This window comes from Corynebacterium alimapuense (assembly GCF_003716585.1).
GTDB lineage: Bacteria > Actinomycetota > Actinomycetes > Mycobacteriales > Mycobacteriaceae > Corynebacterium > Corynebacterium alimapuense.
Genome location: NZ_PTJO01000003.1, coordinates 567,554 through 593,143 on the forward strand (window position 1 = coordinate 567,554; position 25,590 = coordinate 593,143).

Consider the following 25,590-nt stretch of genomic DNA (forward strand, 5'->3'; position numbering starts at 1 on the left):
ACACCGTCGACGTCGGCGCCGCTATCGCCCGCATCGGTTCCGGAGCCCCGAAGAAGGCTGAGCCGGCCAAGAAGGCCGAGCCCAAGCCGGAACCCAAGCCAGAGCCAAAGGCTGAGCCGGCTAAGAAGACCGAGTCCAAGCCGGAACCCAAGCCGGAACCGAAGGCTGAGCCGGCCAAGAAGGCCGAGTCCAAGTCCAACAACGACAACGTCCCGTATGTGACTCCGCTGGTCCGCAAGCTTGCTGACAAGCACGGCATCGATCTGTCCACGGTTGAAGGCACCGGAGTTGGTGGCCGAATCCGCAAGCAGGACATTTTGGCTGCTGCCGAGGGTGGCGCTGAAACCAAGGAAGCTCCGAAGGCTGAGCACTCCAACTGGTCGACCAAGTCTGTCGACCCGGCCAAGGCTGAGCTGATCGGTACGACCCAGAAGGTCAACCGTATCCGCGAGATCACCGCAAAGAAGATGGTCGAGTCACTGCAAACCTCTGCACAGCTGACTCACGTCCAAGAAGTCGATATGACTCGGGTCGCGGAGCTGCGCAAGTCCAACAAGGCTGCGTTCCAGAGCAAGCATGGTGTGAACCTGACCTACCTGCCGTTCTTCATCAAGGCAGTCGCCGAGGCTCTGGTCTCTCACCCGAACGTCAATGCGTCTTATAACGCAGAGACCAAGGAAATGACCTTCCATGCGAAGGCCAACATCGGTGTCGCTGTGGATACCCCACAGGGCCTGCTGGTTCCGGTTATCAAGGATGCCGGAAGCAAGACGCTGCCGGAGATCGCTCAGGAGATCGTTGCCCTGGCCGAGCGTGCGCGTACTCGTAAGCTGCGCCCGGATGATCTCTCCGGAGGTACCTTCACGGTGACCAACATCGGCTCTGAAGGTGCACTGCTGGATACCCCGGTTCTGACCCCGCCGCAGGCTGGCATTCTGGGTACCGCGGCCATCGAGAAGCGCCCGGTCGTTGTCACCGATGACGGCGTGGACTCCATTGCGATCCGTCAGATGGTCTACCTGCCCTTCACCTACGACCACCAGGTCGTCGATGGTGCTGATGCAGGCCGCTTCATCACCACCATCAAGGATCGTCTCCAGACGGCTGATTTCAAGTCTGATCTGGAACTCTAGGGCACTAGAGCGCTTCTGACTTCACCGCCATCCGGCTTCTGCTGGGTGGCGGTTTCGTCATATCTACCTAGGCTGGCGAGACTAGCCATATAATCAATGGCAGCCAGATCTTTCCATATCTCATGATGTCTGCAAGGAGCTCAACCCGAATGACTCTCCCCCCGGTTACTGATACTGCTTCCTACCTGGCCCGCCACTTGGGCCCTGATTCCGCCGAGGAGCAGGTCATGCTCAATCGGCTCGGCTACTCATCGATCAATGAGTTTGTCGACGCCGCCATCCCCGCCGATATCCGCGTGCCGAGCACTCCGGAGGTTGGCGAGGCTCTATCGGAAACCGAAGCCCAGGCTGTACTGCGCTCCTACGCCGAGAAAAACGTCGTGCTTAAGGCCTTCTACGGCCAAGGCTATTCCGATACCATCACCCCGCCGGTCATCCGCCGTGGTGTCGTCGAAGATCCGGGTTGGTACACCGCCTATACCCCCTACCAGCCGGAGATTTCCCAGGGTCGGCTGGAAGCCCTGCTGAATTTCCAGACCATGATCTCCGAGCTGACTGGCCTTCCGGTTGCCAATGCTTCCCTTTTGGATGAGGCTTCAGCGGTCGCGGAGTCGATCGGGCTGATGTCGCGGGCGAAGAAGAAGGGTCGTCGGGTCATTCTCGACGCCCGCCTGCACCCACAGGTGTTAGCTGTGGCCTCCGAGCGAGCTCGCGCCATCGATCTTGAGGTCGAGATCACCTCTTTGACCGAGAACCTCGTCGGCGAGGATCTCTGCGGTGTGGTTATCGCCTACCCCGGCACCGAAGGCGATATCACCGACCCGCGTGGGGTGATTGAGGCCATCCATTCCCGTGGCGGTCTAGCCACGGTGGTCACCGATCCGCTGGCACTGTTTCTCATTGAATCTCCCGGTGAACTGGGCGCGGACATCACGGTGGGTAACTCACAGCGGTTCGGCGTTCCGTTGTTCTACGGCGGACCGCACGCTGCTTTCATGGCCGTCACCGATGCTCTCAAGCGGCAAATGCCCGGACGCTTGGTCGGCGTATCCGTGGACGCCGATGGCACTCCTGCTTATCGGCTGGCTTTGCAAACTCGCGAGCAGCACATTCGCCGTGAGAAGGCGACGTCCAATATCTGTACCGCTCAGGCGCTTTTGGCAGTAACCGCCTCCATGTATGCCGTCTATCACGGCCCGGCAGGACTGAAGCTCATCGCCGAGCGAATCCACGGCCTGGCTACCGATTTCGCCGCCACCCTCCGCAGCGGTGGGGTTGAAGTTGTCCACGAGGGCTTCTTCGATACCGTCGCGGTGCGGGTCAAAGGTGGGGCGCAGGCGAGCGTCGATAAGTTGGCGGAAGCTGGATACCTAGTACGTCCCATCGATGGCAACACCGTGGGTGTGTCCTTCGGCGAATCGGCGACGAAGGACGACGTCGCTAAGCTCGCGGCAGCTTTTTCCACCGCGGCGCCGAGCGAAGGATCCTCGGCTATCCCGAAAGCGTTGGTGCGCACCACCGAGACGCTGACCCATCCGATATTCGACTCGATTCACTCCGAGACCCAGATGATGCGCTACCTGCGCACTCTTTCGGACAAAGATCTCGCGCTCGATAGAACGATGATTCCGCTGGGCTCTTGCACGATGAAGCTCAATCCGACCGCGGGTATGGAGACCATTACGTGGCCGGAATTTGCCAATATTCACCCCTTCGCACCCGATGATCAGGCACGTGGCTGGATCGAATTGATCGAGGAGCTAGAAGGCTGGTTGGCTTCGGTGACCGGCTACGCCAAGGTCTCTGTACAGCCCAATGCCGGTTCCCAGGGTGAGCTGGCGGGTCTGCTGGCTATCCGTCGCTACCATGTCTCCAACAATGATCTCGATCGCGATATCTGTCTGGTACCGGCTTCTGCCCATGGCACCAACGCGGCCTCGGCCACTCTGGCGAAGCTGCGCGTGGTCGTGGTGGCCACTGCCGAGGACGGTTCGATCAATCTGGATGACCTCGATGCCAAGCTGGAGAAGTACGGTCGCAACGTCGCCGCGATCATGATTACCTACCCCTCCACCCACGGCGTGTTTGAAGACACTGTCCGCACTGTTTGTGAGAAGGTCCACGCGATCGGCGGCCAGGTCTACATCGACGGTGCGAATATGAACGCCCTCACCGGTCTCGCTCAGCCCGGCGCGTTCGGCGGCGATGTCTCGCACCTGAACCTGCACAAGACTTTCACCATCCCCCACGGCGGTGGCGGCCCAGGTGTGGGTCCGGTCGCAGTGGCCGAGCACTTGGTCCCCTTCCTACCGACCAACCCCTTGGCCACCGACCCCAGCCAGCCTGCCACCACCGGCACCGGAGTCCCGATTTCTTCGTCGAAGTTTGGCTCTGCCGGAGTGCTACCAATCTCGTGGGGCTATATCGCGATGATGGGTTCTGAGGGACTGGCTAGGGCTTCAGCCAATGCCATTCTCGGGGCAAACTACCTTGCTGCTGAGCTCACGGATTCCTTCCCGGTGCTCTACACCGGTGCCCATGGTCTGGTGGCCCATGAGTGCATCCTCGATTTGCGCGAACTGACGGCTCAGTCCGGAGTTACCGCCGCTGATGTGGCCAAGCGTCTGATCGATTATGGCTTCCACGCTCCTACCCTCGCGTTCCCGGTATCGGGCACCTTGATGGTCGAGCCCACTGAGTCCGAGGACTTGGCTGAGCTAGACCGGTTCATCGAGGCGATGCGTGGCGTGCGCGCCGAAATCCAAGAGATTATCGACGGTCGCATTGATTACCAGAGCTCCGTCCTGCACAATGCCCCCTTCAATGCGTTCTCCGTTTCCAACGACAAGTGGGATTATGCGTTTACCCGCGAGCAGGCAGCGTGGCCGGTTCCGGGTCAGCGCCGAGTGAAGTACTTCCCGCCGGTGCGCCGCCTCGATGAGGCCTTCGGCGACCGCAACTTCGTTTGTTCCTGCCCTCCCCCAGAAGCCTTCGATATCCACGACACCGAGGAGAACTAAGACCATGACCGAGCTACGCGAAAGCCCGCTGCACAGCCGCCATGACGCACTCGGCGCCACCTTCACTCCTTTCGGCGCATGGACCATGCCGCTGAAATATGGCAATGAGCTCGATGAGCATCGTGCGGTGCGCGCCTCTGCTGGTTTATTCGATCTTTCCCACATGGGCGAAATCCGCGTCAGCGGCCCTGATGCAGGTGCGTTCCTTGATTACACGCTGATCTCCACGCTCTCGACTATCCCGGTGGGCAAGGCTAAGTATTCGATGATCGTCGGTGCCGATGGAGGCATCCTCGATGACCTGATCTCCTATCGTCTGGCAGATGAGGAATATCTGGTGGTGCCCAATGCTGGCAACACCGATATCGTCTGGGAGAAATTCCTCGAGCGCGCAGCCGATTTCGACGTCGAGTTGGTCAATGAGTCTCTTGACACCGCGTTGATCGCGGTACAAGGGCCCAATGCGGAAGAGATCGTCGCCGCCTTGACTGCTGTGGAAGACGTTGAGACCGCTAGGTCCATGCGCTACTACGCAGCTGATCCAGTGACTGTGGCCGGTATTCCCGCTCTGCTGGCGCGAACTGGATACACCGGCGAGGACGGCTTCGAGCTCTACGTCCCCAATGCTGATGCCCCCGCACTGTGGGATGCATTGCTTAAGGCGGGGCAAGAATTCGATCTGCTACCCGCTGGCTTGGCTGCCCGTGATTCCCTCCGCTTGGAAGCTGGCATGCCGCTCTATGGCAATGAGCTGAGCACCGAGATCACCCCGGTCGAGGCAGGCATGGGCATGGCCTTCAAGAAGAAGGTAGCGGACTTCGTTGGCCGTGAGCCGCTAGTGGGCCGTGAACCCGGCGCCCGAATCGTCGGATTGGTGGGCAAGGGCCGGCGAGCTGCCCGTGGGGGCGCACAGGTCTACCGCGGTGAGCAGCTGCTTGGCCAGGTCACCTCAGGTCAGCCTTCGCCTTCACTTGGCTACCCCATCGCGCTTGCACTACTGGCAGGCGACATAGCTACCGGAACCGAACTAGAGGTGGACATCCGCGGCAAGCGCCATCCGTTCACCGTCGTTGATACCCCCTTCTACCAGCGCTCTAAGCGCTAGTATTAAAAACCTGTCACACCATCACTTCTGCAAGGAGCACCCTGACAATGGCAAACCTTCCCGAGAACTTCTCTTATTCCGAAGACCACGAGTGGATCGATGCACCCACTGACGTAGCCGCCGGAACCACCGTCAAGATGGGCATCACTTCCGTGGCCACTGATCGCCTCGGCGAGGTTGTCTTCGCTGAGCTTCCCGAGGTCGGCGATACTGTCACCGCCGGCGATACCTGTGGTGAGGTCGAATCCACTAAATCGGTCTCCGATCTCTACTCCCCAGTTACCGGTACCGTCACCGCGGTCAACGACGCAGTCCACGATGACTACGCCGTGATCAACTCTGATCCCTTCGGTGAAGGCTGGCTCTTCCAGATCGAGGTCGACGAAGCAGGTCCGCTGATGAGCGCAGCTGAGTATTCAGCTGCCAACGGCATCTAGTTTTTCTACCCCATACCCCGGCCGAGACAATCGGCCGGGGTTTTCGCGGTCTTTAGGCTCGCTAGTATTCTCGACTACATCATGACTGCACCTCGCGAGCCTTTCTTCCCCGCCCACTTAGCCATCCGCGCTGATGCGGATACTCCATTAGAAATCCGTAGGCTAGGCAATGTCGACTATCTCAAGGCTTGGGAGCTCCAAAGCGAGTTGGCTCAGCAGCGTGCAGCCGACGAGATCGGCGATACGGTGTTGGTGCTCGAGCATCCCAGTGTCTATACCGCGGGAAAGCGCACTCAACCGGGCGATCATCCCACTGATGGGCTTCCGATCATCGAGGTCAACCGAGGAGGTCGGATCACCTGGCATGGCCCAGGCCAATTGGTGGTTTACCCCATCATTAAGCTCGCTGAACCCATCGATGTTGTCGATTACGTCCGACGCTTAGAAGAAGCGGCTATTCACACCGTCCGCCACATTGGCGCAACCACCGCGGGCCGGATCGATGGGCGTTCTGGAGTGTGGGTGCCCGCGAGCACACAGGCGGCTGATCCATCTGCATCTGTACGCGATCGCAAAGTCGCTGCCTTGGGAATCCGAATCACCCGTGGGGTGACCATGCACGGGATGAGTCTCAACTGCAACAACACCCTCGATTACTACGAGCACATCGTTGCCTGTGGCATCGATGACGCCGATGTCACCACGCTGAGCCTCGAATTGGGCCGTGAAATCCAGGTGGGAGAGATGATCGATCCGCTTATCGACGCCCTCGATGCTGCCCTTTCTGGGCGACTTACCGTCGCCGACCATAGTTTCGGCAGTGCCCCCGATCCGAACAAGTCTCGGACCCGAAAATAACACGTGAATTTCACGGCGAATTTAGTTTCCACGTAGAGTGATCTGGTGACTATCGCCCCTGAAGGACGCAAGCTACTTCGAGTGGAAAAGCGCAATGCGCAGACTCCAATCGAGACTAAACCCCGGTGGATTCGCAACGCGGTCAAGACCGGTCCTCAATACGAGGATATGAAGCAACGCGTCGCTGGCGCATCGCTACATACCGTGTGTCAGGAGGCTGGCTGTCCCAATATTCATGAGTGTTGGGAATCACGGGAGGCAACCTTTTTGATCGGTGGTGCTAATTGCTCCCGCCGCTGCGATTTCTGCCAGATCAACTCTGCGAAACCCGAACCCTTGGATGTTGGCGAACCTCGCCGAGTCGCCGAGTCGGTTCGTGAGATGGAGCTAAATTACTCCACCATCACTGGGGTTACCCGCGATGACTTGGACGATGAAGGTGCCTGGCTCTATGCCGAGGTAGTGCGCCAGATCCACGAGCTCAACCCCCACACCGGGGTAGAAAACCTCGTCCCTGATTTCTCCGGTCGCCCGGAACTGTTGGCTGAGGTCTTCGAATCTCGTCCCGAGGTCTTCGCACATAACCTTGAGACCGTGCCGCGAATTTTTAAACGCATCCGCCCGGCTTTCCGTTACGAACGAAGCCTCGATGTCATCCGCCAAGCACGTGACTTCGGTCTAATCACCAAGTCGAACCTCATTCTCGGTATGGGAGAAACTCCGGAGGAAATCCGTGAGGCCTTAGTCGATCTGCAGTCTGCTGGCTGCGACATCATCACCATTACCCAGTATCTTCGTCCCGGTCCGATGTACCACCCCATCGATCGTTGGGTCCGCCCAGAAGAATTCGTTGCTCATTCCGACTTCGCCCGCGAGATCGGATTTGGTGCCGTGATGTCCGGGCCGCTGGTGCGTTCTTCCTACCGCGCAGGCAAGCTCTATGCCGAGGCGATGAACTTCCGCGGGCTGGAAATTCCAGATAATCTCCACCACTTGGCAGAGGCCTTCCAAGGCAGCACGGACCAGGAAGCCACCACGTTGCTGGCTAAGTATGGCCCCTCGCAGGAGACCACAGTTACCTCACGTTAGGCGCGCGCGGGTGGCTCGCCTAGAGTAGTTACCATGGCAGATGCGAAGCAGAAGGCGGCCGCCAAGGCCGCAAAGTCGGAGAATAGGGCCGCCAAGCGGTCCAAATTCAGTCAGAGCTGGCGCCAGTTCTGGCAGGCCTTCAACCTCCAGCGCAAGCAGGATAAAAAGCTCATCCCGTTGATGCTGCTGGCTATCCTCGGCTTGGGCTTGGTGTTTTTCCTCATAGGTCTGCTCTTTAATGGCCAATGGCTCATGCTGTCGATCGGCATGACTGTAGGCCTAGCGCTGGCAATGTACATCTTCTCATCGCGACTGCAAAGCTCGATGTATGACCGGATGGGAGACACTCCGGGTGCGGCTGGCTGGACGCTGGAGAACATGCGCAACACCGTTGGTGTTGTTTGGCACACCAAGACCGCAGTGGCAGCAAACACTCAAATGGATACTGTCCATCGGGTGGTCGGAAACCCAGGTATCGTCCTCGTTGGCGAAGGCGCCCCGCACCGTGTCAAGCCGATGATGGCTCAGGTGCGAAAGAAACTTAACCGGCTAGCTGGGGATATCCCGGTTTATGAAATCCTCGTCGGTGAAGGCGAAGACCAAGTTACGTTGAAAAAGCTCCAGCGTACGATGCTGAAGTTCCCGCGAAACTACAAGAAGAATGATGTCTACAGCATCAACGCCAAAATCGAAGCGATGGACCGTATTGGCTCCACTGCTCCAGGTGCTGGCATGCCCAAAGGACCGATGCCCAAGGGTGCCAATATGGCTGGAATGAACCGCCGTATGAAGCGTGCTAATAAGCGCAAGGGTGGCGCCGAGTAGCTCTACCATTTCTCTAACACCCTGTGTTTCCCGGGCTTCGGGCAACGCAGGGTGTTCTGCTTATTTGGGCTTAGTCTGGCACGATAATAGCCGTGAACATTTTCGTGGAGAACCCCCTACTGGCCCTTCTCGTCATTATGGCGTTGGGTTTGCTTCTTGGCCGTATTCGGATCTTCGGCTTCCAGCTGGGTGTAGCCGCAGTCCTTTTCGTGGGTCTGGTGATGGCCGCATTCGAGCCAAATATTCAGATCCCGCCACTGATCTACCTCGTTGGACTATCCCTATTCGTCTACACGATCGGGCTGGAAGCAGGCCATGATTTCTTCGCTACCTTCCGCTCAAAGGGGCTGCGCAACAATATCTTGGCCATTGGTATATTCACCGTGGTCACCATTTCTAGCTTCGGTCTCATCCGGCTTTTTTCCATCGATGGGGTTTCCGGCGCTGGACTATTTACCGGCGCGCTAACCAATACCCCGGCTATGGCTGCGGTCGTTGATGCACTGCCTTCCCTCATTGAGGATCCGGCATTACTGCCGGAATATGAATCATTGCCGCTGGTGGCCTATTCCCTGACCTACCCGCTGGGCGTATTCATCGTGATTGTGACCATTGCGGTAGGCGCTAAGATCTTCCGAGTCGATCACCTCAAGGAAGCTGAAGACCACGGGGTGGCCGTCCACGAGCTCTACACTCGGCGCATCCGAGTGGACCGGGATGATCTGCATGCACTGGCCTCCTTGCCAGAAGAACTAGACCTGCAGGTCATCATCTCGCGCCTAGAGCGTGACGGTGAGCAGCGACTACCGGGTACCGGTGCGTGGGCCCAGCGAGGAGATATCCTCTCGGTGGTCGGCACTGAAGAAGAACTGGACCGAGCCGCCGAGCTCATCGGTGAGGCACTACCCGGCGATCCCTTCCACGGCCACGAGCTGGACTACCGGCGCATTTTCGTCTCCAACAATGATCTGGTCGGCATCCCGCTGGCGAAATTGCGCCCCCAGCTCTCCGGCATGCTGATCACTCGAGTGCGTCGTGGAGATCACGACTCCGTGGTTACCGGCGATACCATTCTTCAGCTCGGCGACCGAGTACGAGTGGTGGCAGCGCATAACCGAATGGGCAAGGTCACCCGACTCTTCGGCGACTCCTACCGCCGACTATCTGATGTCAACCTGCTGCCACTGATCGCCGGTATGACCATTGGTGTGGCCATCGGCATGATCGCGATTCCCCTACCTGGTGGCTCCGACCTCAAACTTGGTAGCGCGGGCGGCCCATTGGTCGTCGCACTGATTCTTGGCGCATTGGGACGGACCGGACCGATTGTCTGGCAGATTCCTTATGGCGCAAACTTGGCATTGCGCCAAATCGGCATCACGCTCTTCCTTGCAGCCATTGGCACCACTGCTGGAGCAGGCTTTCGTCAGGCGCTCTCAGATCCAGCTTCACTGACCATCATCGGTGTTGGTGCCATGATTACGGCCCTAATTTCGGTTCTTGTCTTGTTCGTTGGACATAAAGTGATGAAACTCTCATTCGGAGAAACCGCAGGTATTCTCGCCGGAATGCAGACCCATCCGGCGGTCCTTAGCTACGTCTCGGACCTAACCAAAAACGAGCTGCCGTCAATGGGCTACACATCGGTATATCCGGTGTCGATGGTGGCCAAGATCATTGCCGCACAGTTACTCCTATTCATGCTGATTTAGCGCCCATCGGCCGTCATTAACCGCGAATCACGGCCGTACCGGTAGCGCGATCGTGCAAACCTCGACCATCAGCATCAACCATTGCTGCTGGGAGAATAAAGGCGGTCAGCAACGTACGTACGATTGCGCGACGCAGCCCCACTTTGGCGCCACCAACATCGACCCTGGCAATGCCCATGCCTAGCAGCATATGGCCCGGAGTCCGGGAAAATAGCCAACCTGTGACGATGCCAAGAATTGCCCAAAAAATAAGCGTCACCGTCGGGGTCGAACCCAAGACATCGGTAACCTGAACGAAGGCGATGGCAGCCATCCAGCTCATGACCCAGTCAATGGTCACTCCCCCGGCACGCCTAGCCACGGTGGCTAGGGAGTTTGGGCCAGAGGCCGGTAGCCCCAACTTTTCTCCAGGCCACCTGCCGGGGGATAGTTCATCGTCATGTTCACCGGGGATCTGCGGGCCGTCGAGCCAGCTGCGCTTAGAGGAAGCCATGCCAGACAGCCTAGCGGGGGCACTGACTGCTCCAGAGTCGACTCGCAGACTACCTCAAGTGGCAATTGATTCTGTCGATCGACTAATATTAATTCTAGACCCGATGTAGAATGGGTTATTGTCCGACCTACTTGCCAAACCCACTAGGAGCGACCATGGCCTTCCAGTCCATCGCCGAAGTAGTCAAATTCATTAAAGACGAGGATGTTGAGTTCGTCGACATCCGATTCACTGACGTACCCGGCATCGAGCAGCACTTCACCATCCCCGCCGCAATGTTCGATGAGGAGGCTGCCGAAGAGGGTCTGGCGTTTGACGGATCATCAATCCGTGGGTTCACCACCATCGAAGAATCCGACATGAACCTCCTGCCGGATATTGCAACTGCGAAGCTTGATCCCTTCCGCAAGGCCAAGACGCTGAACATTAAGTTCTTCGTTCACGACCCCTTCACCCGCGAGCCTTTCTCTCGTGACCCCCGCAACGTTGCCCGCAAGGCGGAGGAGTACCTGACCTCCACCGGCATCGCTGACACTTGCTTCTTCGGCGCCGAGGCTGAGTTCTACCTCTTCGACTCCGTTCGCTACTCCGCAGAAACCAACGCTGGCTTCTACGAGGTCGACTCGGACGAAGGCTGGTGGAACCGTGGTTCCGCAACCAACGTCGATGGCACCCCCAACTTGGGTTACAAGACCCGCATGAAGGGCGGCTACTTCCCGGTCCCGCCGTATGACGGCACCGTCGAGACCCGCGACGCGATGGCTCGCCACCTGGCTAACTCGGGCTTCGACATCGAGCGCTTCCACCACGAGGTGGGCACCGGCGGCCAGCAGGAAATCAACTACAAGTTCAATACCCTGCTGCACGCTGCTGATGATCTGCAGTCCTTCAAGTACATCGTTAAGAACACGGCAGTCGCTCACGGCAAGACCGCGACTTTCATGCCCAAGCCCCTCGCAGGCGACAACGGTTCGGGCATGCACGCCCACCAGTCCCTGTGGAAGGACGGCAAGCCGCTATTCCACGATGAGTCCGGCTACGCTGGCCTCTCGGACATGGCTCGCTACTACATCGGCGGCATCCTGCACCACGCCGGCGCTGTCTTGGCGTTCACCAACCCGACGCTGAACTCCTACCACCGCCTGGTCCCCGGCTTCGAAGCCCCGATCAACCTGGTTTACTCGCAGCGTAACCGCTCGGCCGCTGTGCGTATCCCGATCACCGGCGCTAACCCGAAGGCCAAGCGCATCGAGTTCCGCGCACCGGACCCCTCAGGTAACCCGTACTTCGGCTTCGCTGCCATGATGCTTGCCGGTATCGACGGCATCAAGAACCGCATCGAGCCGCACGCACCGGTGGACAAGGACCTCTACGAGCTCCCGCCGGAGGAGGCTGCCTCCATCCCGCAGGCACCGGTTTCCTTGGAAGCTTCCCTGGCTGCACTGCAGGAAGACTCCGAGTTCCTGACCGAAGGCGATGTCTTCACCGAGGATCTCATCGAGGCTTACGTTCGGATCAAGCACGACAACGAGATCACCCCGAGCCGTCTGCGCCCGACCCCGCTCGAGTTCGAAATGTACTACGACTGCTAATCAGTCCGCTTCACTCGAGGCTTCCTCAGCTCGCTTGAAGTAACAAAAGCCGCCCACTCCCTTTCGGGATGGGCGGCTTTTTCGTTGTCTCTCTTAATTTTAAGAGTTAAGCAGATACTTTGGCCAACTCACGATCCAGCTCATTTGCCATGATGTTGATCCACTCTTTGCCTTGCTGGCCTGGGACAAACTGACGCGCGGGAAAGTGCTCAGCAAAGCTAAAAGCAGCTTGGGTTGGTACCGCAATCATGCCGACACCGCTGACAATGTCACGCCAGTGCGACACTGCTCGCTGAGCGCCAGCACCACCATATCCAATGAAGCCAACCGGCTTTTTGGTCCATTCTTTAAAGAGCAGATCGAAGGCGTTCTTCATGAACCCTGGTACCGAAGCGTTGTGCTCGGAAGTCACGAAAATGAAGGCATCGTAGCCACCGACGGTCTCCGCCCACTGCTGGGTTTTGGGGTCAGAGTACTCCCCCTCGACCATCCGTGGCGGGATTCCGGCAACCGGAACGAGGTCGTGTTTTGCTAGGTCGAGAAGCTCATAATCGTGACCATCGTTTCTAGAAGCGAGCTGATCAAGCGCCCACTCCCCCACTGCGATGCCAGCTCTTCCCTCACGGATGGATCCTACGAATACGGCGATCTTCATTCCAGTCTCCTTGGTGCAGCAATTGTTGAAGTCTTGACGCTCATCTTTATGTGATACATCAACAATATAGGCCCCGGAGAGGCACCTGACAAACCGCGCAGTCGTAGAAGACTAGAATCGGCTAGCTACAGCCACGGACAATTCAGCACGCTCGGTGCGGATCGTCCACGATCAAACCGGTCGTTTCATGCAATCCACCAAGGTTATAAGCAGCTCGAAGGTTGGCGTCGGTCAACACCTTCTCCGGAGCACCAAAAGCGACTACCCGGTTGGACATCAACACGACGTGATCAGCCGCCCGCGCTTCATCCAGGTCATGTGTGGTGTGGACAACGGTTCGCCCAGCATCGGTCTCATCGTGAATAATCTCATCGATAGTCCGCGCAGAGACGATATCCAAGCCGGTCAGCGGCTCATCAAGAAGCAAAACATCATGATCTTGAGCCAGACCTTGAGCAACGTAGACTCGCTGACGCTGTCCCCCAGAGAGCTCATCGAGATGTCGCTTCGACAGATCAGTCACAGCAAGGCGGTCCATGACGGCGTCGATACGCTCGCGATCAGATGCCCCGAACCGACCAAACCAGCCGCGGGAGGGATAACGGCCCATACCGACGATCTCCCTGACCGACAACGGGATGCCCTGTGGATAGGCCACCGATTGCATCACGTAGCTCATCCGTGACTTTGAATCAGCGGGACTGCCACCTAGCACTTGAAAGCTACCGCTTTGTGCTTGAATTAGCCCGGCAAGAGCATGGAGGACTGTAGATTTTCCCGAACCATTCGGACCAATAATGGCAGTGAGCCTGCCAACGGGGATATCTAGATCCGACGAATCCACGGCGGTATTACCGTCATAGGCGAGAGTAAAATTCCGGGCTACTGCAAAATTCTGCACCGAATCGGTCATGCCACAGCCTCCTCGGCATTACGAGCTCGCGCCCGCTGACGGCGTCGAATATGGCGAATCTCCATGGTTACCAGGAACGCCGCAATCGGCACCAAAGCCATGGTGGCAGCAGCAGCAGTACCTAGGTGATAGCTCAAGACCAAACCAATAACCACTGAGATAGCTCCGATAAACGCGGAGATGACAATCATCATCGGAATTGAACGCGCCACCAGTGCTGCGGTAGCCGGCGGGGCCACCAGCAGACTAAAGACCAACATGGTGCCCACCGCTTGAAAGCTACCAATCACAGAGGTGGCAATAAGCACGAGCAGCAGGCCATGAGTCAGGCCTGGACGCATCCCAAGTGATTCAGCTTTGACAGAAGAAAAGGTCAGCGCCAATAGCGGGCGGTAGAGCAATAATGAACCAACGATGACAACCACTGCTAGCACCGCTTGCTGCTGGATAGCAGACCACGACACTCCCAGTGCGTCACCGAAGAGAATCCCTGTCAACGAACCTGTATATGAGCTGGACTTAGAGATAATCACCACGCCCAAGGCCAACATGCCGACGAACAACAGGCCGATAGCAGTATCTTCTTTTAGATCAGTGTGCCGATGGATCACTTCCACCGCGGCCACCATTACCGCAGCGGCGACAGCCGCACCCAGAATTGGGTTGAAGTCGAATACGACTGCCGCGGCGATGCCAGGCAGCACTCCGTGCACGAAAGCATCACCAAAAAAGCTCATTCCCCGCAGGACCAGCCAGACGCCAACCGTGGCACTCATCACCGCAGCGATGAGCCCACCGATGAGCGCGCGCTGCTGAAAGCCCAGCAGGAAAGGTTCTATCCACCAATCAATCACGTGTTAAATCTAGTCTTCTAGGTCAGAGCTTCAACAATGAGTCGGGAGTTTTCCCGCATCATGCCTTGGTAATCCTCTGCAGCGGAGCCTTCTTCCCCGACCGAACCGACATAGAGCGGGACAACCTGAACGTCCTCGCCTACCTCAGCAGCCAGTGCTTCTACCACGCTCTGATTGACGGCAGTGTTGGAGAAGATAGCAGGGACACCGCTCTCGCTGATGACACCTGCCAGCTCTGCCAGTTCCTGGGAGGAAGCCTCAGCCTCAGTGGAACCACCGGGGACTACGACACCAATAATGTCGAAATCATAAGCCTCAGCGAAGTAACCGAAAGCGTCATGGTCGGTGACCAAGATGCGATCCTGCTCCGGAACCACCGAGAGGGTTTCAATCAATTCTGCGTTGAGATCATCAAGCTCGTCGCGGACCTCAATGCCACAATCTGCCCAAGTATCATCACCAGAGCTATCGGCTACCTGCTGACCGATGAGCTCTGCGGCAACAGCCATACGGCTAGCGTCCAACCAGAAGTGGGGATCATACTCACCGTGGTCGTGGTCGTGGTCGTGATCGGAGTGATCTTCTTCAACCTCGGTGCCGTGGTCGTGGTCGGAGTGATCTTCTTCAACCTCGGTGCCGTGGTCGTGGTCGGAGTGATCTTCTTCAACCTCGGTGCCGTGGTCGTGATCGGAGTGATCTTCTTCAACCTCGGTGCCGGCTTCGGCCTCGTGGTCGTGGTCGGAGTGATCTTCTTCAACCTCGGTGCCGTGGTCGTGGTCGGAGTGATCTTCTTCAACCTCGGTGCCGTGGTCGTGGTCGGAGTGGTCTTCTTCAGACTCGCCGAAAGGCAAAGGATCGATCTCAGGGGCTACTTCGAGCACCTCTGCCCCATCAGCACGAGCTTGATCCAAAGATGCTTCTAGTCCACTTTCAAGGCTCAGACCGTTAGCAATGACCAAGTCAGCATTCACCATCTCAGCAACTTGAGCAGATGAAGGAGAAAAGTCATGCGGGTCCGCACCGACGGGAAGCAAGGTGCTTGATTCACCACCGGCACAAGTAGCAATCTGGTCAGAAATACTGCCCAGCTGAGTGGTCGTAGCCACCAATGAAACAGTTCCATCCGCAGAAGTGGACACAGAATCAGTATCTGAATCTGCCGATGAACATGCCCCCAAAGTAAGACTGCTGACTGCGATAATGCCGAGAATAGCGGTGATCCGCATATGGAGACTCCTTCAAGTCACGACCATGTTATTGAAATCAGTTTGCAATAATATCAGTAGTCGTCCGACTTTGCCAGCCCAATTGCCTGGCAATCTACAAACACCGACAACCACAATGGCAATATGAGAGCCATGAGCAGAGCAACCGAGAACCCATTACTGCCCCCGTGTCCGGAGTGCGGTGGAGACTGCACCTATGAGATGGACCCTTACCTGGTGTGCCCTGAATGTGCCTACGAGTGGATCAACGAACCTTCCGGCGACCAAGGTTCAGACGTCGCCGATGAGATTCGAGACTCAGTCGGCAACATCCTCAACGATGGCGACACCGTCACGGTAGCCAAGACGCTCAAAGTCAAGGGTGCCAGCCAGCCCATCAAGGCCGGCACCAAAGTTCGGAATATCCGGCTGGTACAAGGAGTCGGCGATCATGACATTGATTGCAAGATTGACGGCTTCGGCGCGATGCAATTGAAATCCAGTGTGGTTAAGAAAGCCTAAGTGCAGAGATTCTTTTTCACTTTGGTCGAGATTGAGCACCCAGCTGATCTGCCTGCACTCCGGTCGGTTTTAGCACGACACCATCTCCAACCTGGCAGGCAGGACCCGCTGCTATATGGACCTTCGGGACAGTTGCCGATAATCGGAGGTGAGCCCACAGCCATCGAGATATCTTGGCTCGGCGAAGGCGCAGTCGCCTGCTACGGCCAAGTTCACTCAATTACGGCAAATCCTGAGCAATGTCAGCTGCTCTTTGAACTCGCGTCTCAGGGCTGCTTAGTCCTCGGTAGTGAGCCTGGCCCACCGCATGTGATCATCTGTGGCGGAACCCATTTGCCTGACGTTGTCATCGATGACACTCTCCCTCCGGAGTGGGAGACAGTCTGCTTCATTGACTCCCCTGGTCAGCTCCACCAACTCTTCCACCAAAGCTAATTTGCGCCCCGACATCCTAAAAGGCGCACTCCTCGCCTAAGCCACTACGCTCGCATCAGAGTTCGCGTTTGCGATAACCCATCCGAGGCCGATAACCCATAGGGTGCTTGAGCTGGGCGGCTGCATCCGAGATAACCATCCGGAATCGCGGATTAATCTTCGGCAACTTGGAGATCTCAAACCACCCAACGTCCGTCGATTCATCATCACCGACAATTGGATCGGTGTCTCCGACCACGGATAAACGCATAGCGGTATCCATATAGGAGGCGATGTCGCCGTTCGGGTACGTCACCGGACCGACTTGGCCGACTCCTAAAAGTGCCACAGCTTGAGTATTGATGCCGGTCTCTTCTAACACCTCTCGGACAGCAGTTTCTTGAGGATCTTCGCCTGGCTCGCAGATCCCACAAACTGGGGTCCACTGCCCATTGTCTGCGCGCTTAACTAGCAACACTTCCGGCACGGTCCAGATTGGAGCCCCTGGCGGTACCTCACGCATGACAACTGCTGTCACACCTGGAAGCCACAACGGTGAATGTCCGATCTTTTCTCGGAGAGAAACGATGAATTCTGGGGTTGGCACGCGTGGTGTCCTTTCTTACTGGGAAAAACCCAGCTTAAGCATTAGTCAATTCGGTAGTCAGCATCGGGGACCACCCGATCGATGACTTCCTGAATGTCCGGCATTGCCGTGTAGGACAAAATCATCGGCCCAGCGGAAGTATCCTCACAGCTTTGGCCAATAGCGGCGTCTCTGGTGCCAGAGACCAAGCCCACGATCACTCGTTGACCATCCAAGTCTGCATAAACCGGACCTCCAGAATCCCCGGCACGAGCACACATCTCAGCGGTAGCTGCAACCGCACGCAGCTCCACGCCGTCGCTATCAGTCAGCAGCTCCACTCCAGTTGAGTCTAAGGGTTTTCCGCAGGTCTCCCCGGTGGTGGTTCCGTACTTACAGATGACGTCCGGCAAGATAACCAACTCGTCTGCGACAAGAGTTACTGCCTGAACATTTGGTGCGGATACTGGATAATCCGGGCTGATAATCTCGATAATCCCGACATCAAGTTGATTGGTGTCCGGAGAGTAGAGGTCGGAATAGCTAAAGGTTCCCACCGGCGCTTCAAAATCGACCGAAAGCTCATCGCTAGTAGACCAGACGAGATCTCCTGGACTGCCACAATGTGAAGCAGTGACCGCATAGGCGCGTTCCCCAGCGGTGAAACTATAGGCCACAGTGCAATGACCAACGCTGATAGTCTCCCCTGGCACTGGCTCGGTAGCAGTGATAGTTACCGACGTTCCGGGAGCCCAAGGGCTAGTTTCCGGCATTCGCCATGAGTCCTGGGAACTAGCGTTGACAACCTCAGTTTCCGGTGCGGGCGCTAAGGCGATGGTAGAGATCGGATCGTTGGCCTGACTGACGACGCCGAGAGTAACGGCCGTCGATACGCCTGCGGCAGTCACCACCGCCAATCCTGCCCAGATTCCGATATCCACGTGCGGGCCTTAACCTAGTCTGCTTGTTCAGATGCGTCAGTACCCGTTGTTTCGGCGGTCTCGGCAGCTTCCCGTGCAGCCTGATCTCGCGCAGCTTGCTCCTTAATCTGGTTGGCAAACCGCTCTGGGTCGAACTCGTTGAAATACTCCTGGCTGAGCTTGAATTCTTGCCCCATGATGTCCTTAAACCTCAGTATTGCGGATGGAATCGCTGATAAAGGCTTTCACTGCCTCAGCGTCGTTGGGTAGCGAGGTGACATGCCGTTCAGTATCGAGGATCCCCTTGAAACGCTCAGGTACCTGCGGCTGAGTGCCTGTGGCTTCTTCGATAGTCTCTGAGAACTTCACCGGCAGCGCGGTCTCGAGGCACACAATCGGCGTTTGCGTTTGTGCCGCCCATTGCCTGGCAACTTTGATCCCATCAGCGGTATGCGGATCAACCATCGCACCTAGGCGTTCCCAGCAGTCACGGATGGTCTCCACTCGGTCTGCATGGGTCGATCGTCCCGAAGAAAATCCATAGCGCTCTGGGTCTGTGGCTGCGGAAAACAACTCATCGTCTGCCAGGCTAAATCCACCCTGTTTAACATCGATGCCGAAGTACTGAGCAGTGCGCTCAGCATCACGGGCAAGCAAATCGAACACGAAACGCTCGAAATTCGAGGCCCGGGAGATGTCCATCGAAGGTGAAGAAGTGGCTTGGGTCTCCGCAGAGGTACGAGGACGATAGTCCCCAGTCTGGAAAAACTCATCGAGGACATCATTTTCATTAGTCGCCACGATCAGCCGGTCAATGGGAAGCCCCATTTGACGAGCAATATGTCCAGCACAAATGTCACCGAAATTGCCGGTGGGCACGGAGAAAGAGACCTTCTGATCATTGGACTCGGTGATCTTCAACCAGGAAGAAACATAGTAGACAATCTGCGCCATCAGGCGTGCCCAGTTAATGGAGTTAACCGCACCGATGCGATTATCTCGTTTGAAGGCGGAATCTGCTGATACCGCCTTCACCACGTCTTGACAATCATCAAATACCCCATCGAGGGCGATGTTGAAGATGTTGGGATCATCCAGCCCGAACATTTGCGCTTGTTGGAAGGGGGTCATCCGACCAGCCGGAGTGAGCATGAATACACGGATGCCACGACGACCACGCATGGCATATTCGGCCGAGGAACCGGTATCTCCAGAGGTTGCCCCGAGAATATTGATGGTCTCTCCACGGCGAGCCAACTCATATTCGAAAAGTTCTCCAAGCAACTGCATGGCCATGTCTTTAAACGCAGCAGTAGGCCCCTCAGATAGATGCCCGATGAAGATTCCCTCTTCTAATTCCGTCACCGGAACGATCTGCTCATCAGCAAACTTTGGATGGGTATACGCACGAGCTGCGATAGCTTCAAGGTCGGCTGCCGGAATATCATCAACGAAGAGCTTAAGCACTTCCGCTGCCAGCGCTGGATAGCCCTGCTCGGCGAGTAGCTTGCGCCACTGGCTCAGAGTCTCATCACTCAACTGCGGATATTCGGCAGGTAAGTAGAGACCACCATCGGGGGCTAGCCCGCCAAGCAGAATATCGGTAAACGTAGCAGGGGTACTGGAGGCATCTCGCGTCGAAATGTAATTCACGCGCATAATCTTACGTGGCCTGGATGCTTTACGGGTTCGTACTACCCCTACCAAGGCCTGGCTACCGACAATCCGTACCTTATGTATCATTTGCCGGTACCGAGCGTGTTCCCACGCCAATGCTGAATTGGCCCAGTTTTTCGCTCTCAAACTGAGAAGGAAAGCTATGAAGATCTTTCCCCAGAGTCAAGGACGTACCGCGTACACCTCTCGAACTCAGCTGATTTTCATAGCTGCGATACTGCTGCCTATCACTGTCATCGCCACGCTTAGCCTGCCCTTGGGAGCACTGTTGCACAACGAGACCAACTCTGCTCCATGCTTTCCTACTGCCGCCGAAGAGTGCGGTTGCATTAGCGATGCTGCAGCAAGTGCCGGCATCAAGCCCGCAGATGACCGAGAACTAAATGCCCAACAGCGAAGCTACAGCGAGGCTGATTTCACTCACCAAGGAATCTCCAGCAGCTACCGGGTTTTCGACAATTTCATCGACCCTTCTCAACCTGTCGGAGTTCTCATCCGACTCCATGGAGATGGAGCATATGAATATAGGCAATCATCCTCATTAGCCAGCTGCCTGGCAGCTGTAGCCGCTGCCCATAATCTAATCTTGGTCCAACCGCTAACCCCCTCTCAAGACAGAACCTGGTGGACCGACCTGCGCGTCAACACTCAGTGGCTCCAAGCCCTATATGAGGAGAGGATCACCACTTTAGAAGACGTTGACCCCACCCAGACATGGTGGATGGGGTACTCAGGCGGGGCAGAAATGATCTCTTACGGACTACTGCCAAATGCTATCGAGATGATCAGTGGAGGCGCCATTATGGTCGCCGGCGGTGGAGCCCCCAGAGGATCCACTGAAATAGCAAATATCACTACAGCGCAACAATCCCGGCTTCCATTAGTTTGGGCGACCGGAAAAAGGGACTCCGGCGCCGATCCCGCCGCTCCTTTCGATGCGCTCAATGCCGCTCGCCGAGGCTCCGCCTTCTATCAAGATCTAGGATTCGACGGTGTCCGCACCGATTTTTCCCGAGACGCGGACCACTTCACCATTGATGAAGTTAACGTGCTCCATTCGAGCTTGGGAACCTAAATCGCTCAACCACTAGGACTCCGAATCTGTGGCCAACACGCACACAGGTTAATCACAGCAACCTGATGGGATCCTGACAGTTGAGCGCACTTTCACTTAGCTATATGGCCGGCATCAAGCCATGAAATAACTACCCCTAGAAGGTAGTGTGATGAAGATCACATTACAGATTTTGGGCAAGAACCTTTGGACATTAGTGCTTTTGTGAGGAAAATAATGTCAATGGCGCACCCTTTTGGGCTAAATCGACAATGCGAAGACTCCGACAATGTCCATCTTCTATGCGGAGCCGAGAGCTCATCCACCAGAAGGCTAATCATCCAATATAATTGTTTTGTATACTAAATAGTTTGGCTTATCACTTTATCAGGAATGGAGATTTGGCGAGTCTCCACAATCAGCATTCACCATGATGCTGAGGTTCCCGGCACCTCGTTACCCACCTGGTGTCACCGACCGTCTCTCTATCCAGTACATGGAGCCAGAACAGTGCACCGCCCATCCTCTGATCCTCACTCCGAAATATCTCCCCAACCGTTCATCCCTGACCATCCTCAGCACGCGGTCTTTGGCGTTGAGGCGGTTTCTCCTCCCCGCACTCTCGTCGACATTCTCGAATCGACCATGCTGATGCATCCCGATGCAATCGCACTCCGCGATGGCGGTTCAACTCTGACTTACCGCCAGCTCCGAGAGCTCCTCGATATTCAGGCGACTCGCTTAGGAAAGCTCGGCATCGGATCGGGCTCTCGGATAGGGATCCGGGTACCTTCTGGCACCACAGACCTGTATGTAGCCATCCTCTCAACGCTCTGGGCCGGTGCTTGTTATGTGCCAGTCGACTGGGATGACCCCGATTCTCGTGCACAGATCGTATGGGAAGAAGCCAATGTTGATGCTGTCTATGGCAGTGAGCTTTCGCTTACCCCTTATACCAACGCACAGACGATCCCGGCTCTCCCCCAAGCCCCTGCTCTCTCTGACGATGCCTGGATCATCTTCACTTCTGGTTCCACCGGAAAACCAAAAGGAGTGGCGATCACCCACCGCTCTGCTGCTGCTCTAGTGGATGCCGAATCACGGATGTATCTGGTGGATGATCCACTGGGCCCAGGCGATCGGGTCATGGCAGGACTCTCCGTCGCTTTCGATGCCTCGTGTGAGGAAATGTGGCTAGCTTGGCGCTACGGTGCAGAACTCACTGCGGCACCTCGCGATATCGTTCGTTCTGGCGATGCACTCGGCGAATGGTTGATCGCCCACAACATCAGTGCCGTATCAACGGTGCCTACCCTGGCTTCCTTGTGGCCGGAAGAGGCATTGAAATCGGTTCGCCTTTTGATCTTCGGTGGTGAAGCCTGCCCACTAGATCTCGTGCTCCGCCTCAACCGCCCAGGCCGAGAAGTATGGAACACCTACGGCCCCACTGAAACCACCATTATCGCCAGTGGGCAACTTCTGACCAACACTCCTCCGGTTCGCATCGGACGACCGGTACCAGGCTGGAAACTGGCGGTAGTCGACCCAGCCGGCCAACCTGTGGCCTGGGGAGAAAGCGGCGAGTTGATCATCGGAGGTGTCGGCCTTGGTCGCTACCTCGATCCGATCAAAGATACCGAGACTTATGCTCCTCTTCCTGCGCTGGGTTGGGAGCGTGCCTACCGCACTGGAGATTTGGTGCGCGCAGAGCACCAAGGTTTGGTGTTCATGGGTAGGGCCGACGACCAAATCAAGTTCGGTGGTAGACGCCTCGAACTCGGTGAGATCGACGACTACCTAACGAAGCTTCCAAACGTCCGAGTCGGAGCAGCGGCTCTTCATAAAACTCCAGCTGGTTCTGATGTTCTCGTCGGTTACCTAGTCGCCGAACCACAGGCCACCGTGGATGTGGCGCTTGTGCGTGCACAATTGGCACAGACACTACCCGGAGGGATTTCCCCGACTCTCTGCTTACTTGAAGAAATGCCGCTTAAGACCTCTGGCAAAGTTGACCGCAAGGCACTTCCATGGCCTTTGCCGGCCAACAACACCGAAGGAAGCAGCTCTGAGCTTCCTGCAGAAATGGAATGGCTGGCTCAGCGGTGGATAGACCAGCTCGGTCCAGTCCCGCTGACCCCTGACAGCGACTTCTTTGATCTTGGCGGAAGCTCCGTGGCTGTAGCCAAGCTCGTCGTCGAACTGCGGCGCCACCATCCTGGATCGAATATCTCTGAGCTCTACCAAAACCGCACACTGTCCGAGATGCATGCCTACCTATGCACGCTAAAAACCGAGCTGTCACAACGGCCAATGCCAGCCCAAATACCTCGATATGCTGGCTTCATCCAGGCTTCGATGGTGACATTCCTCTACTTGATCAACGGACTGAAATACGTTCTCGGCTCCTTGATTGTGGTGTGGTTTCTAGCCGTATTTGCTGATGCCTCATGGGTGCCTCGGCCTCCGTGGGAACCCCTACTGTTGGGCTGGATCCTGCTGTTCTCACTGCCCGGAAAACTACTCCAAACTGCACTAGGGGTCAGACTCCTGACCACGCGTATTCGACCTGGGGTCTATCTTCGTGGCGGTCCCACGCATCTAAGAGTCTGGGCAGCTGAACGGTTGCTGACTTTTCAGCGATTCGACGCGCTCAATGGATCCGTTGTTATGCCATTGCTCTACCGATTGTTGGGCAATGAGGTGGGAAAGCGCTGCCATCTGCATAGCTTTCCACCAGTCACTGGCTTGCTCTCTATCGGTGATGACGTCGCGGTCGAAGCCGAGGTTGATCTCAACGGCCACTGGATCGACGGCGATCGCTTCTACATCGGGACAATTGACCTCAGCGATGGAGTTCGGATCGGCACCCGAACCCTATTTGATCCTGACACCATCGTCGGAACCCAAGCAGAAGTTCTACCTGGCTCCTACATCACCGGTACTATTCGCGCACACCAACTCTGTGGTGGATCTCCTCTACAAGACTGGGGAGAAAGCGGTCAGGCATGGCCGGTGGAAAAACCCAGCACCACTAATCTGCCCGGCCGAACCAATCGTGTAGAACATCATCTGTTGCACCTACTAGGCCTGGGTTGGATTGGGATCTTGCCAATTCTGGCGATTCTTCCCGGAGCACTCCTGCTCCTCGAACAAGTCAGGAATATCCCAATATTTGTGGAGGTATTCCCTGTCCTCCTTCTCTGGAGCCCACTGGCAGTACTGCTTACTGTGGTTGTATGGCTGGCGCTAGTCATAGCCACAATTCGAGTGCTTTCCACCATGGTTTTCCCCGGATTTTTTCAGATTCAGAGCGTAACGGGATGGGCAGTGTGGCTTATCCAAGCGCTGATGGAACGGTCCTTAACCTCGACCTATTTCATCTATGCTTCCTCGTTTACCCCAACCTTCTTGAGACTTTTAGGTGCACGAGTCGGCGAAGGCACCGAGATTTCCACCATTAACACCATCCCGCACTTGACCTGGATCAAAGACCGCAGCTTTGTTGCCGATCACGCACTAGCGTCTGTCCCCCGATATCGTGCCGGTTGGGTGCAAGTGGGAACTACTGTCATCGGTGAAGGCAGCTTCGTTGGTAACTCTGCGATCATCGGACTCGACCGCGACCTGCCTCCAGATTCCCTCGTCGCGGTGCTCTCTTCAACTCCCTATCACCCTGAGCGAGGCACCTCTTGGCTTGGACGACGTCCAGTCAGCATCCCTCGACAAAAGATCGCCAGCGACCACACGATTACTTATGACCCGCCGACTAAGGTCAAGCTTGCTCGTGGCGCAGTCGAACTCCTCCGGTTGCTACCAGCACTGATCGCCGCATGGCTAGATCTCATTATTGTCTACGTCGGCACCTCAATTTATATGGAGGGACTCTTTGCTGCTGGTCCTGAGCGCGGGCTACTCCTGGCCACACTGTTTTCCGGACCGATAGTTCTCGCTGCTGGGATCGTTGCCAGCAGCATTCCAATAGTCGCCAAATGGCTCTTGGTAGGACGCTTCCGTAGCGGAGAAAAAAGGCTATTCGACACCTTCATCTGGCGCAGTGAGCTCGCAGATAACTTCGCCGAGCCACTGGCAGTGCCCAGCCTCATTCGGATGAGCCTGGGTTCACCCATGTTCAATCTCTGGGCCCGGCTCATGGGTACCAAGATAGGGCGCGACGTCTGGTGTGAGAGTTGGTGGTTGCCAGAATTCGACCTAATTTCTATTGCAGATCGTTCCACTGTTAACCGAGGAACCGTCCTGCAAACCCATCTCTTTCATGATCGGGTGATGGCTTTGGAACCGGTTGCCATGCATCACGGATCGACTCTCGGACCCAATAGCTTCCTGCTTCCTGGTTCCTCGATTGGTGAACGTTCCACCGTTGGTGCAGCTTCCTTGGTCCTTCGGCGAGATGCTATTCCCGCTGACTCCGTATGGCAGGGCAACCCAGTTCGTCGTAGCCAGGAAACCCACGACTTAATAAGTGGGGTTCCTAGTACCACCAATGCTGTTGAGAAGGCTGTGTGATT

The 25,590-nt window shown here is 56.6% G+C and carries 21 protein-coding genes; 12 read left to right on the plus strand and 9 right to left on the minus strand.

Going from position 1 to position 25,590, the window contains the following annotated elements; genetic code table 11:
- The 8 genes from sucB to C5L39_RS04050 all read left to right on the plus strand — a co-directional run.
- Nucleotides 1-1,133 (plus strand): 2-oxoglutarate dehydrogenase, E2 component, dihydrolipoamide succinyltransferase (gene sucB, locus C5L39_RS04015; RefSeq protein ID WP_123047569.1); only part of this gene is annotated, 1,133 nt, incomplete at its 5' end.
- Nucleotides 1,134-1,282: 149 nt separating this feature from the next.
- On the plus strand, nucleotides 1,283-4,153 hold the full coding sequence (gcvP, locus tag C5L39_RS04020; protein ID WP_123047570.1) for an aminomethyl-transferring glycine dehydrogenase: 2,871 nt from the start codon (nucleotides 1,283-1,285) through the stop codon (nucleotides 4,151-4,153).
- Between the two features lie 4 nt (nucleotides 4,154-4,157).
- On the plus strand, nucleotides 4,158-5,258 hold the full coding sequence (gene gcvT, locus C5L39_RS04025; protein WP_123047571.1) for a glycine cleavage system aminomethyltransferase GcvT: 1,101 nt from the start codon (nucleotides 4,158-4,160) through the stop codon (nucleotides 5,256-5,258).
- A gap of 47 nt (nucleotides 5,259-5,305) precedes the next feature.
- The gene (gene gcvH, locus C5L39_RS04030) at nucleotides 5,306-5,695 is read left to right on the plus strand and encodes a glycine cleavage system protein GcvH (protein WP_123047572.1); all 390 of its coding nucleotides are present in this window, start codon (nucleotides 5,306-5,308) and stop codon (nucleotides 5,693-5,695) included.
- Between the two features lie 81 nt (nucleotides 5,696-5,776).
- Nucleotides 5,777-6,553: a lipoyl(octanoyl) transferase LipB gene (gene lipB / locus C5L39_RS04035; RefSeq protein ID WP_123047573.1), complete on the plus strand. Its 777-nt coding sequence runs from the start codon at nucleotides 5,777-5,779 to the stop codon at nucleotides 6,551-6,553.
- A gap of 45 nt (nucleotides 6,554-6,598) precedes the next feature.
- Entirely contained in the window at nucleotides 6,599-7,642 is a 1,044-nt protein-coding gene (locus C5L39_RS04040; protein ID WP_123047574.1) for a lipoyl synthase, read from the plus strand.
- A 33-nt stretch (nucleotides 7,643-7,675) separates the two neighbouring features.
- The gene (locus tag C5L39_RS04045; protein ID WP_123047575.1) at nucleotides 7,676-8,467 is read left to right on the plus strand and encodes a DUF4191 domain-containing protein; all 792 of its coding nucleotides are present in this window, start codon (nucleotides 7,676-7,678) and stop codon (nucleotides 8,465-8,467) included.
- Nucleotides 8,468-8,559: 92 nt separating this feature from the next.
- Complete coding sequence (locus tag C5L39_RS04050) at nucleotides 8,560-10,179, plus strand: aspartate:alanine exchanger family transporter (protein WP_123047576.1); 1,620 nt, start codon at nucleotides 8,560-8,562, stop codon at nucleotides 10,177-10,179.
- 16 nt (nucleotides 10,180-10,195) lie between these two features.
- Here C5L39_RS04050 and C5L39_RS04055 read toward each other — a convergent pair whose 3' ends face one another.
- Nucleotides 10,196-10,672: an RDD family protein gene (locus C5L39_RS04055; protein WP_123047577.1), complete on the minus strand. Its 477-nt coding sequence runs from the start codon at nucleotides 10,670-10,672 to the stop codon at nucleotides 10,196-10,198.
- Between the two features lie 155 nt (nucleotides 10,673-10,827).
- On the opposite strand from C5L39_RS04055, the gene glnA reads away from it, so the two are divergent.
- A complete protein-coding gene (gene glnA, locus C5L39_RS04060) occupies nucleotides 10,828-12,264 on the plus strand; it encodes a type I glutamate--ammonia ligase (RefSeq protein WP_123047578.1) in 1,437 nt (478 codons plus the stop codon).
- A gap of 106 nt (nucleotides 12,265-12,370) precedes the next feature.
- Here glnA and C5L39_RS04065 read toward each other — a convergent pair whose 3' ends face one another.
- From C5L39_RS04065 to C5L39_RS04080, 4 genes are all read right to left on the minus strand, one after another.
- Nucleotides 12,371-12,919, minus strand: a complete 549-nt coding sequence (locus C5L39_RS04065; protein WP_123047579.1) for an NADPH-dependent FMN reductase — start codon at nucleotides 12,917-12,919, stop codon at nucleotides 12,371-12,373.
- 142 nt (nucleotides 12,920-13,061) lie between these two features.
- The gene (locus C5L39_RS04070; RefSeq protein ID WP_123047580.1) at nucleotides 13,062-13,832 is read right to left on the minus strand and encodes a metal ABC transporter ATP-binding protein; all 771 of its coding nucleotides are present in this window, start codon (nucleotides 13,830-13,832) and stop codon (nucleotides 13,062-13,064) included.
- Nucleotides 13,829-14,686 (minus strand): metal ABC transporter permease, encoded by an 858-nt coding sequence (locus tag C5L39_RS04075; protein WP_197714711.1) that lies wholly within the window; start codon nucleotides 14,684-14,686, stop codon nucleotides 13,829-13,831. Before C5L39_RS04075 ends, C5L39_RS04070 begins: the two co-directional genes overlap by 4 nt.
- Nucleotides 14,687-14,703: 17 nt before the next feature.
- On the minus strand, nucleotides 14,704-15,912 hold the full coding sequence (locus tag C5L39_RS04080) for a metal ABC transporter substrate-binding protein (protein ID WP_123047581.1): 1,209 nt from the start codon (nucleotides 15,910-15,912) through the stop codon (nucleotides 14,704-14,706).
- Nucleotides 15,913-16,044: 132 nt separating this feature from the next.
- Between C5L39_RS04080 and C5L39_RS04085 the strand changes: the two genes are divergently transcribed.
- Nucleotides 16,045-16,413: a zinc ribbon domain-containing protein YjdM gene (locus C5L39_RS04085; protein WP_123047582.1), complete on the plus strand. Its 369-nt coding sequence runs from the start codon at nucleotides 16,045-16,047 to the stop codon at nucleotides 16,411-16,413.
- 490 nt (nucleotides 16,414-16,903) lie between these two features.
- On the opposite strand, the gene C5L39_RS04095 is transcribed toward C5L39_RS04085, so the two are convergent.
- The 4 genes from C5L39_RS04095 to thrC are packed head-to-tail and all read right to left on the minus strand — an operon-like array spanning nucleotide 16,904 to nucleotide 19,986.
- Complete coding sequence (locus tag C5L39_RS04095) at nucleotides 16,904-17,434, minus strand: NUDIX hydrolase (RefSeq protein WP_123047584.1); 531 nt, start codon at nucleotides 17,432-17,434, stop codon at nucleotides 16,904-16,906.
- Nucleotides 17,435-17,475: 41 nt separating this feature from the next.
- The gene (locus tag C5L39_RS04100) at nucleotides 17,476-18,354 is read right to left on the minus strand and encodes a trypsin-like serine protease (protein ID WP_123047585.1); all 879 of its coding nucleotides are present in this window, start codon (nucleotides 18,352-18,354) and stop codon (nucleotides 17,476-17,478) included.
- Between the two features lie 14 nt (nucleotides 18,355-18,368).
- Nucleotides 18,369-18,530 (minus strand): hypothetical protein, encoded by a 162-nt coding sequence (locus C5L39_RS10690; protein WP_165857966.1) that lies wholly within the window; start codon nucleotides 18,528-18,530, stop codon nucleotides 18,369-18,371.
- Nucleotides 18,531-18,537: 7 nt separating this feature from the next.
- Complete coding sequence (gene thrC / locus C5L39_RS04105) at nucleotides 18,538-19,986, minus strand: threonine synthase (protein ID WP_123047586.1); 1,449 nt, start codon at nucleotides 19,984-19,986, stop codon at nucleotides 18,538-18,540.
- 166 nt (nucleotides 19,987-20,152) lie between these two features.
- On the opposite strand from thrC, the gene C5L39_RS04110 reads away from it, so the two are divergent.
- Nucleotides 20,153-21,085 carry an alpha/beta hydrolase gene (locus tag C5L39_RS04110; protein ID WP_123047587.1) on the plus strand — a complete coding sequence of 311 codons (933 nt, stop codon included), beginning with the start codon at nucleotides 20,153-20,155 and terminating at the stop codon, nucleotides 21,083-21,085.
- 489 nt (nucleotides 21,086-21,574) lie between these two features.
- Entirely contained in the window at nucleotides 21,575-25,588 is a 4,014-nt protein-coding gene (locus C5L39_RS04115; RefSeq protein WP_425453836.1) for a Pls/PosA family non-ribosomal peptide synthetase, read from the plus strand.
- The last annotated feature ends 2 nt before the right edge of the window (nucleotides 25,589-25,590 follow it).

Excerpts from the sequence above, each read along its gene's own strand:
- C5L39_RS10690 (WP_165857966.1), bottom strand. The coding sequence starts at position 18,530 with ATGGGGCAAGAATTCAAGCTCAGCCAGGAGTATTTCAACGAGTTCGAC.
- C5L39_RS04055 (WP_123047577.1), bottom strand. The coding sequence starts at position 10,672 with ATGGCTTCCTCTAAGCGCAGCTGGCTCGACGGCCCGCAGATCCCCGGT.
- lipB (WP_123047573.1), top strand. The coding sequence starts at position 5,777 with ATGACTGCACCTCGCGAGCCTTTCTTCCCCGCCCACTTAGCCATCCGC.
- glnA (WP_123047578.1), top strand. The coding sequence starts at position 10,828 with ATGGCCTTCCAGTCCATCGCCGAAGTAGTCAAATTCATTAAAGACGAG.
- gcvP (WP_123047570.1), top strand. The coding sequence starts at position 1,283 with ATGACTCTCCCCCCGGTTACTGATACTGCTTCCTACCTGGCCCGCCAC.
- C5L39_RS04065 (WP_123047579.1), bottom strand. The coding sequence starts at position 12,919 with ATGAAGATCGCCGTATTCGTAGGATCCATCCGTGAGGGAAGAGCTGGC.
- C5L39_RS04080 (WP_123047581.1), bottom strand. The coding sequence starts at position 15,912 with ATGCGGATCACCGCTATTCTCGGCATTATCGCAGTCAGCAGTCTTACT.
- C5L39_RS04085 (WP_123047582.1), top strand. The coding sequence starts at position 16,045 with ATGAGCAGAGCAACCGAGAACCCATTACTGCCCCCGTGTCCGGAGTGC.
- C5L39_RS04110 (WP_123047587.1), top strand. The coding sequence starts at position 20,153 with ATGAAGATCTTTCCCCAGAGTCAAGGACGTACCGCGTACACCTCTCGA.
- C5L39_RS04070 (WP_123047580.1), bottom strand. The coding sequence starts at position 13,832 with ATGACCGATTCGGTGCAGAATTTTGCAGTAGCCCGGAATTTTACTCTC.
- gcvT (WP_123047571.1), top strand. The coding sequence starts at position 4,158 with ATGACCGAGCTACGCGAAAGCCCGCTGCACAGCCGCCATGACGCACTC.
- gcvH (WP_123047572.1), top strand. The coding sequence starts at position 5,306 with ATGGCAAACCTTCCCGAGAACTTCTCTTATTCCGAAGACCACGAGTGG.
- C5L39_RS04045 (WP_123047575.1), top strand. The coding sequence starts at position 7,676 with ATGGCAGATGCGAAGCAGAAGGCGGCCGCCAAGGCCGCAAAGTCGGAG.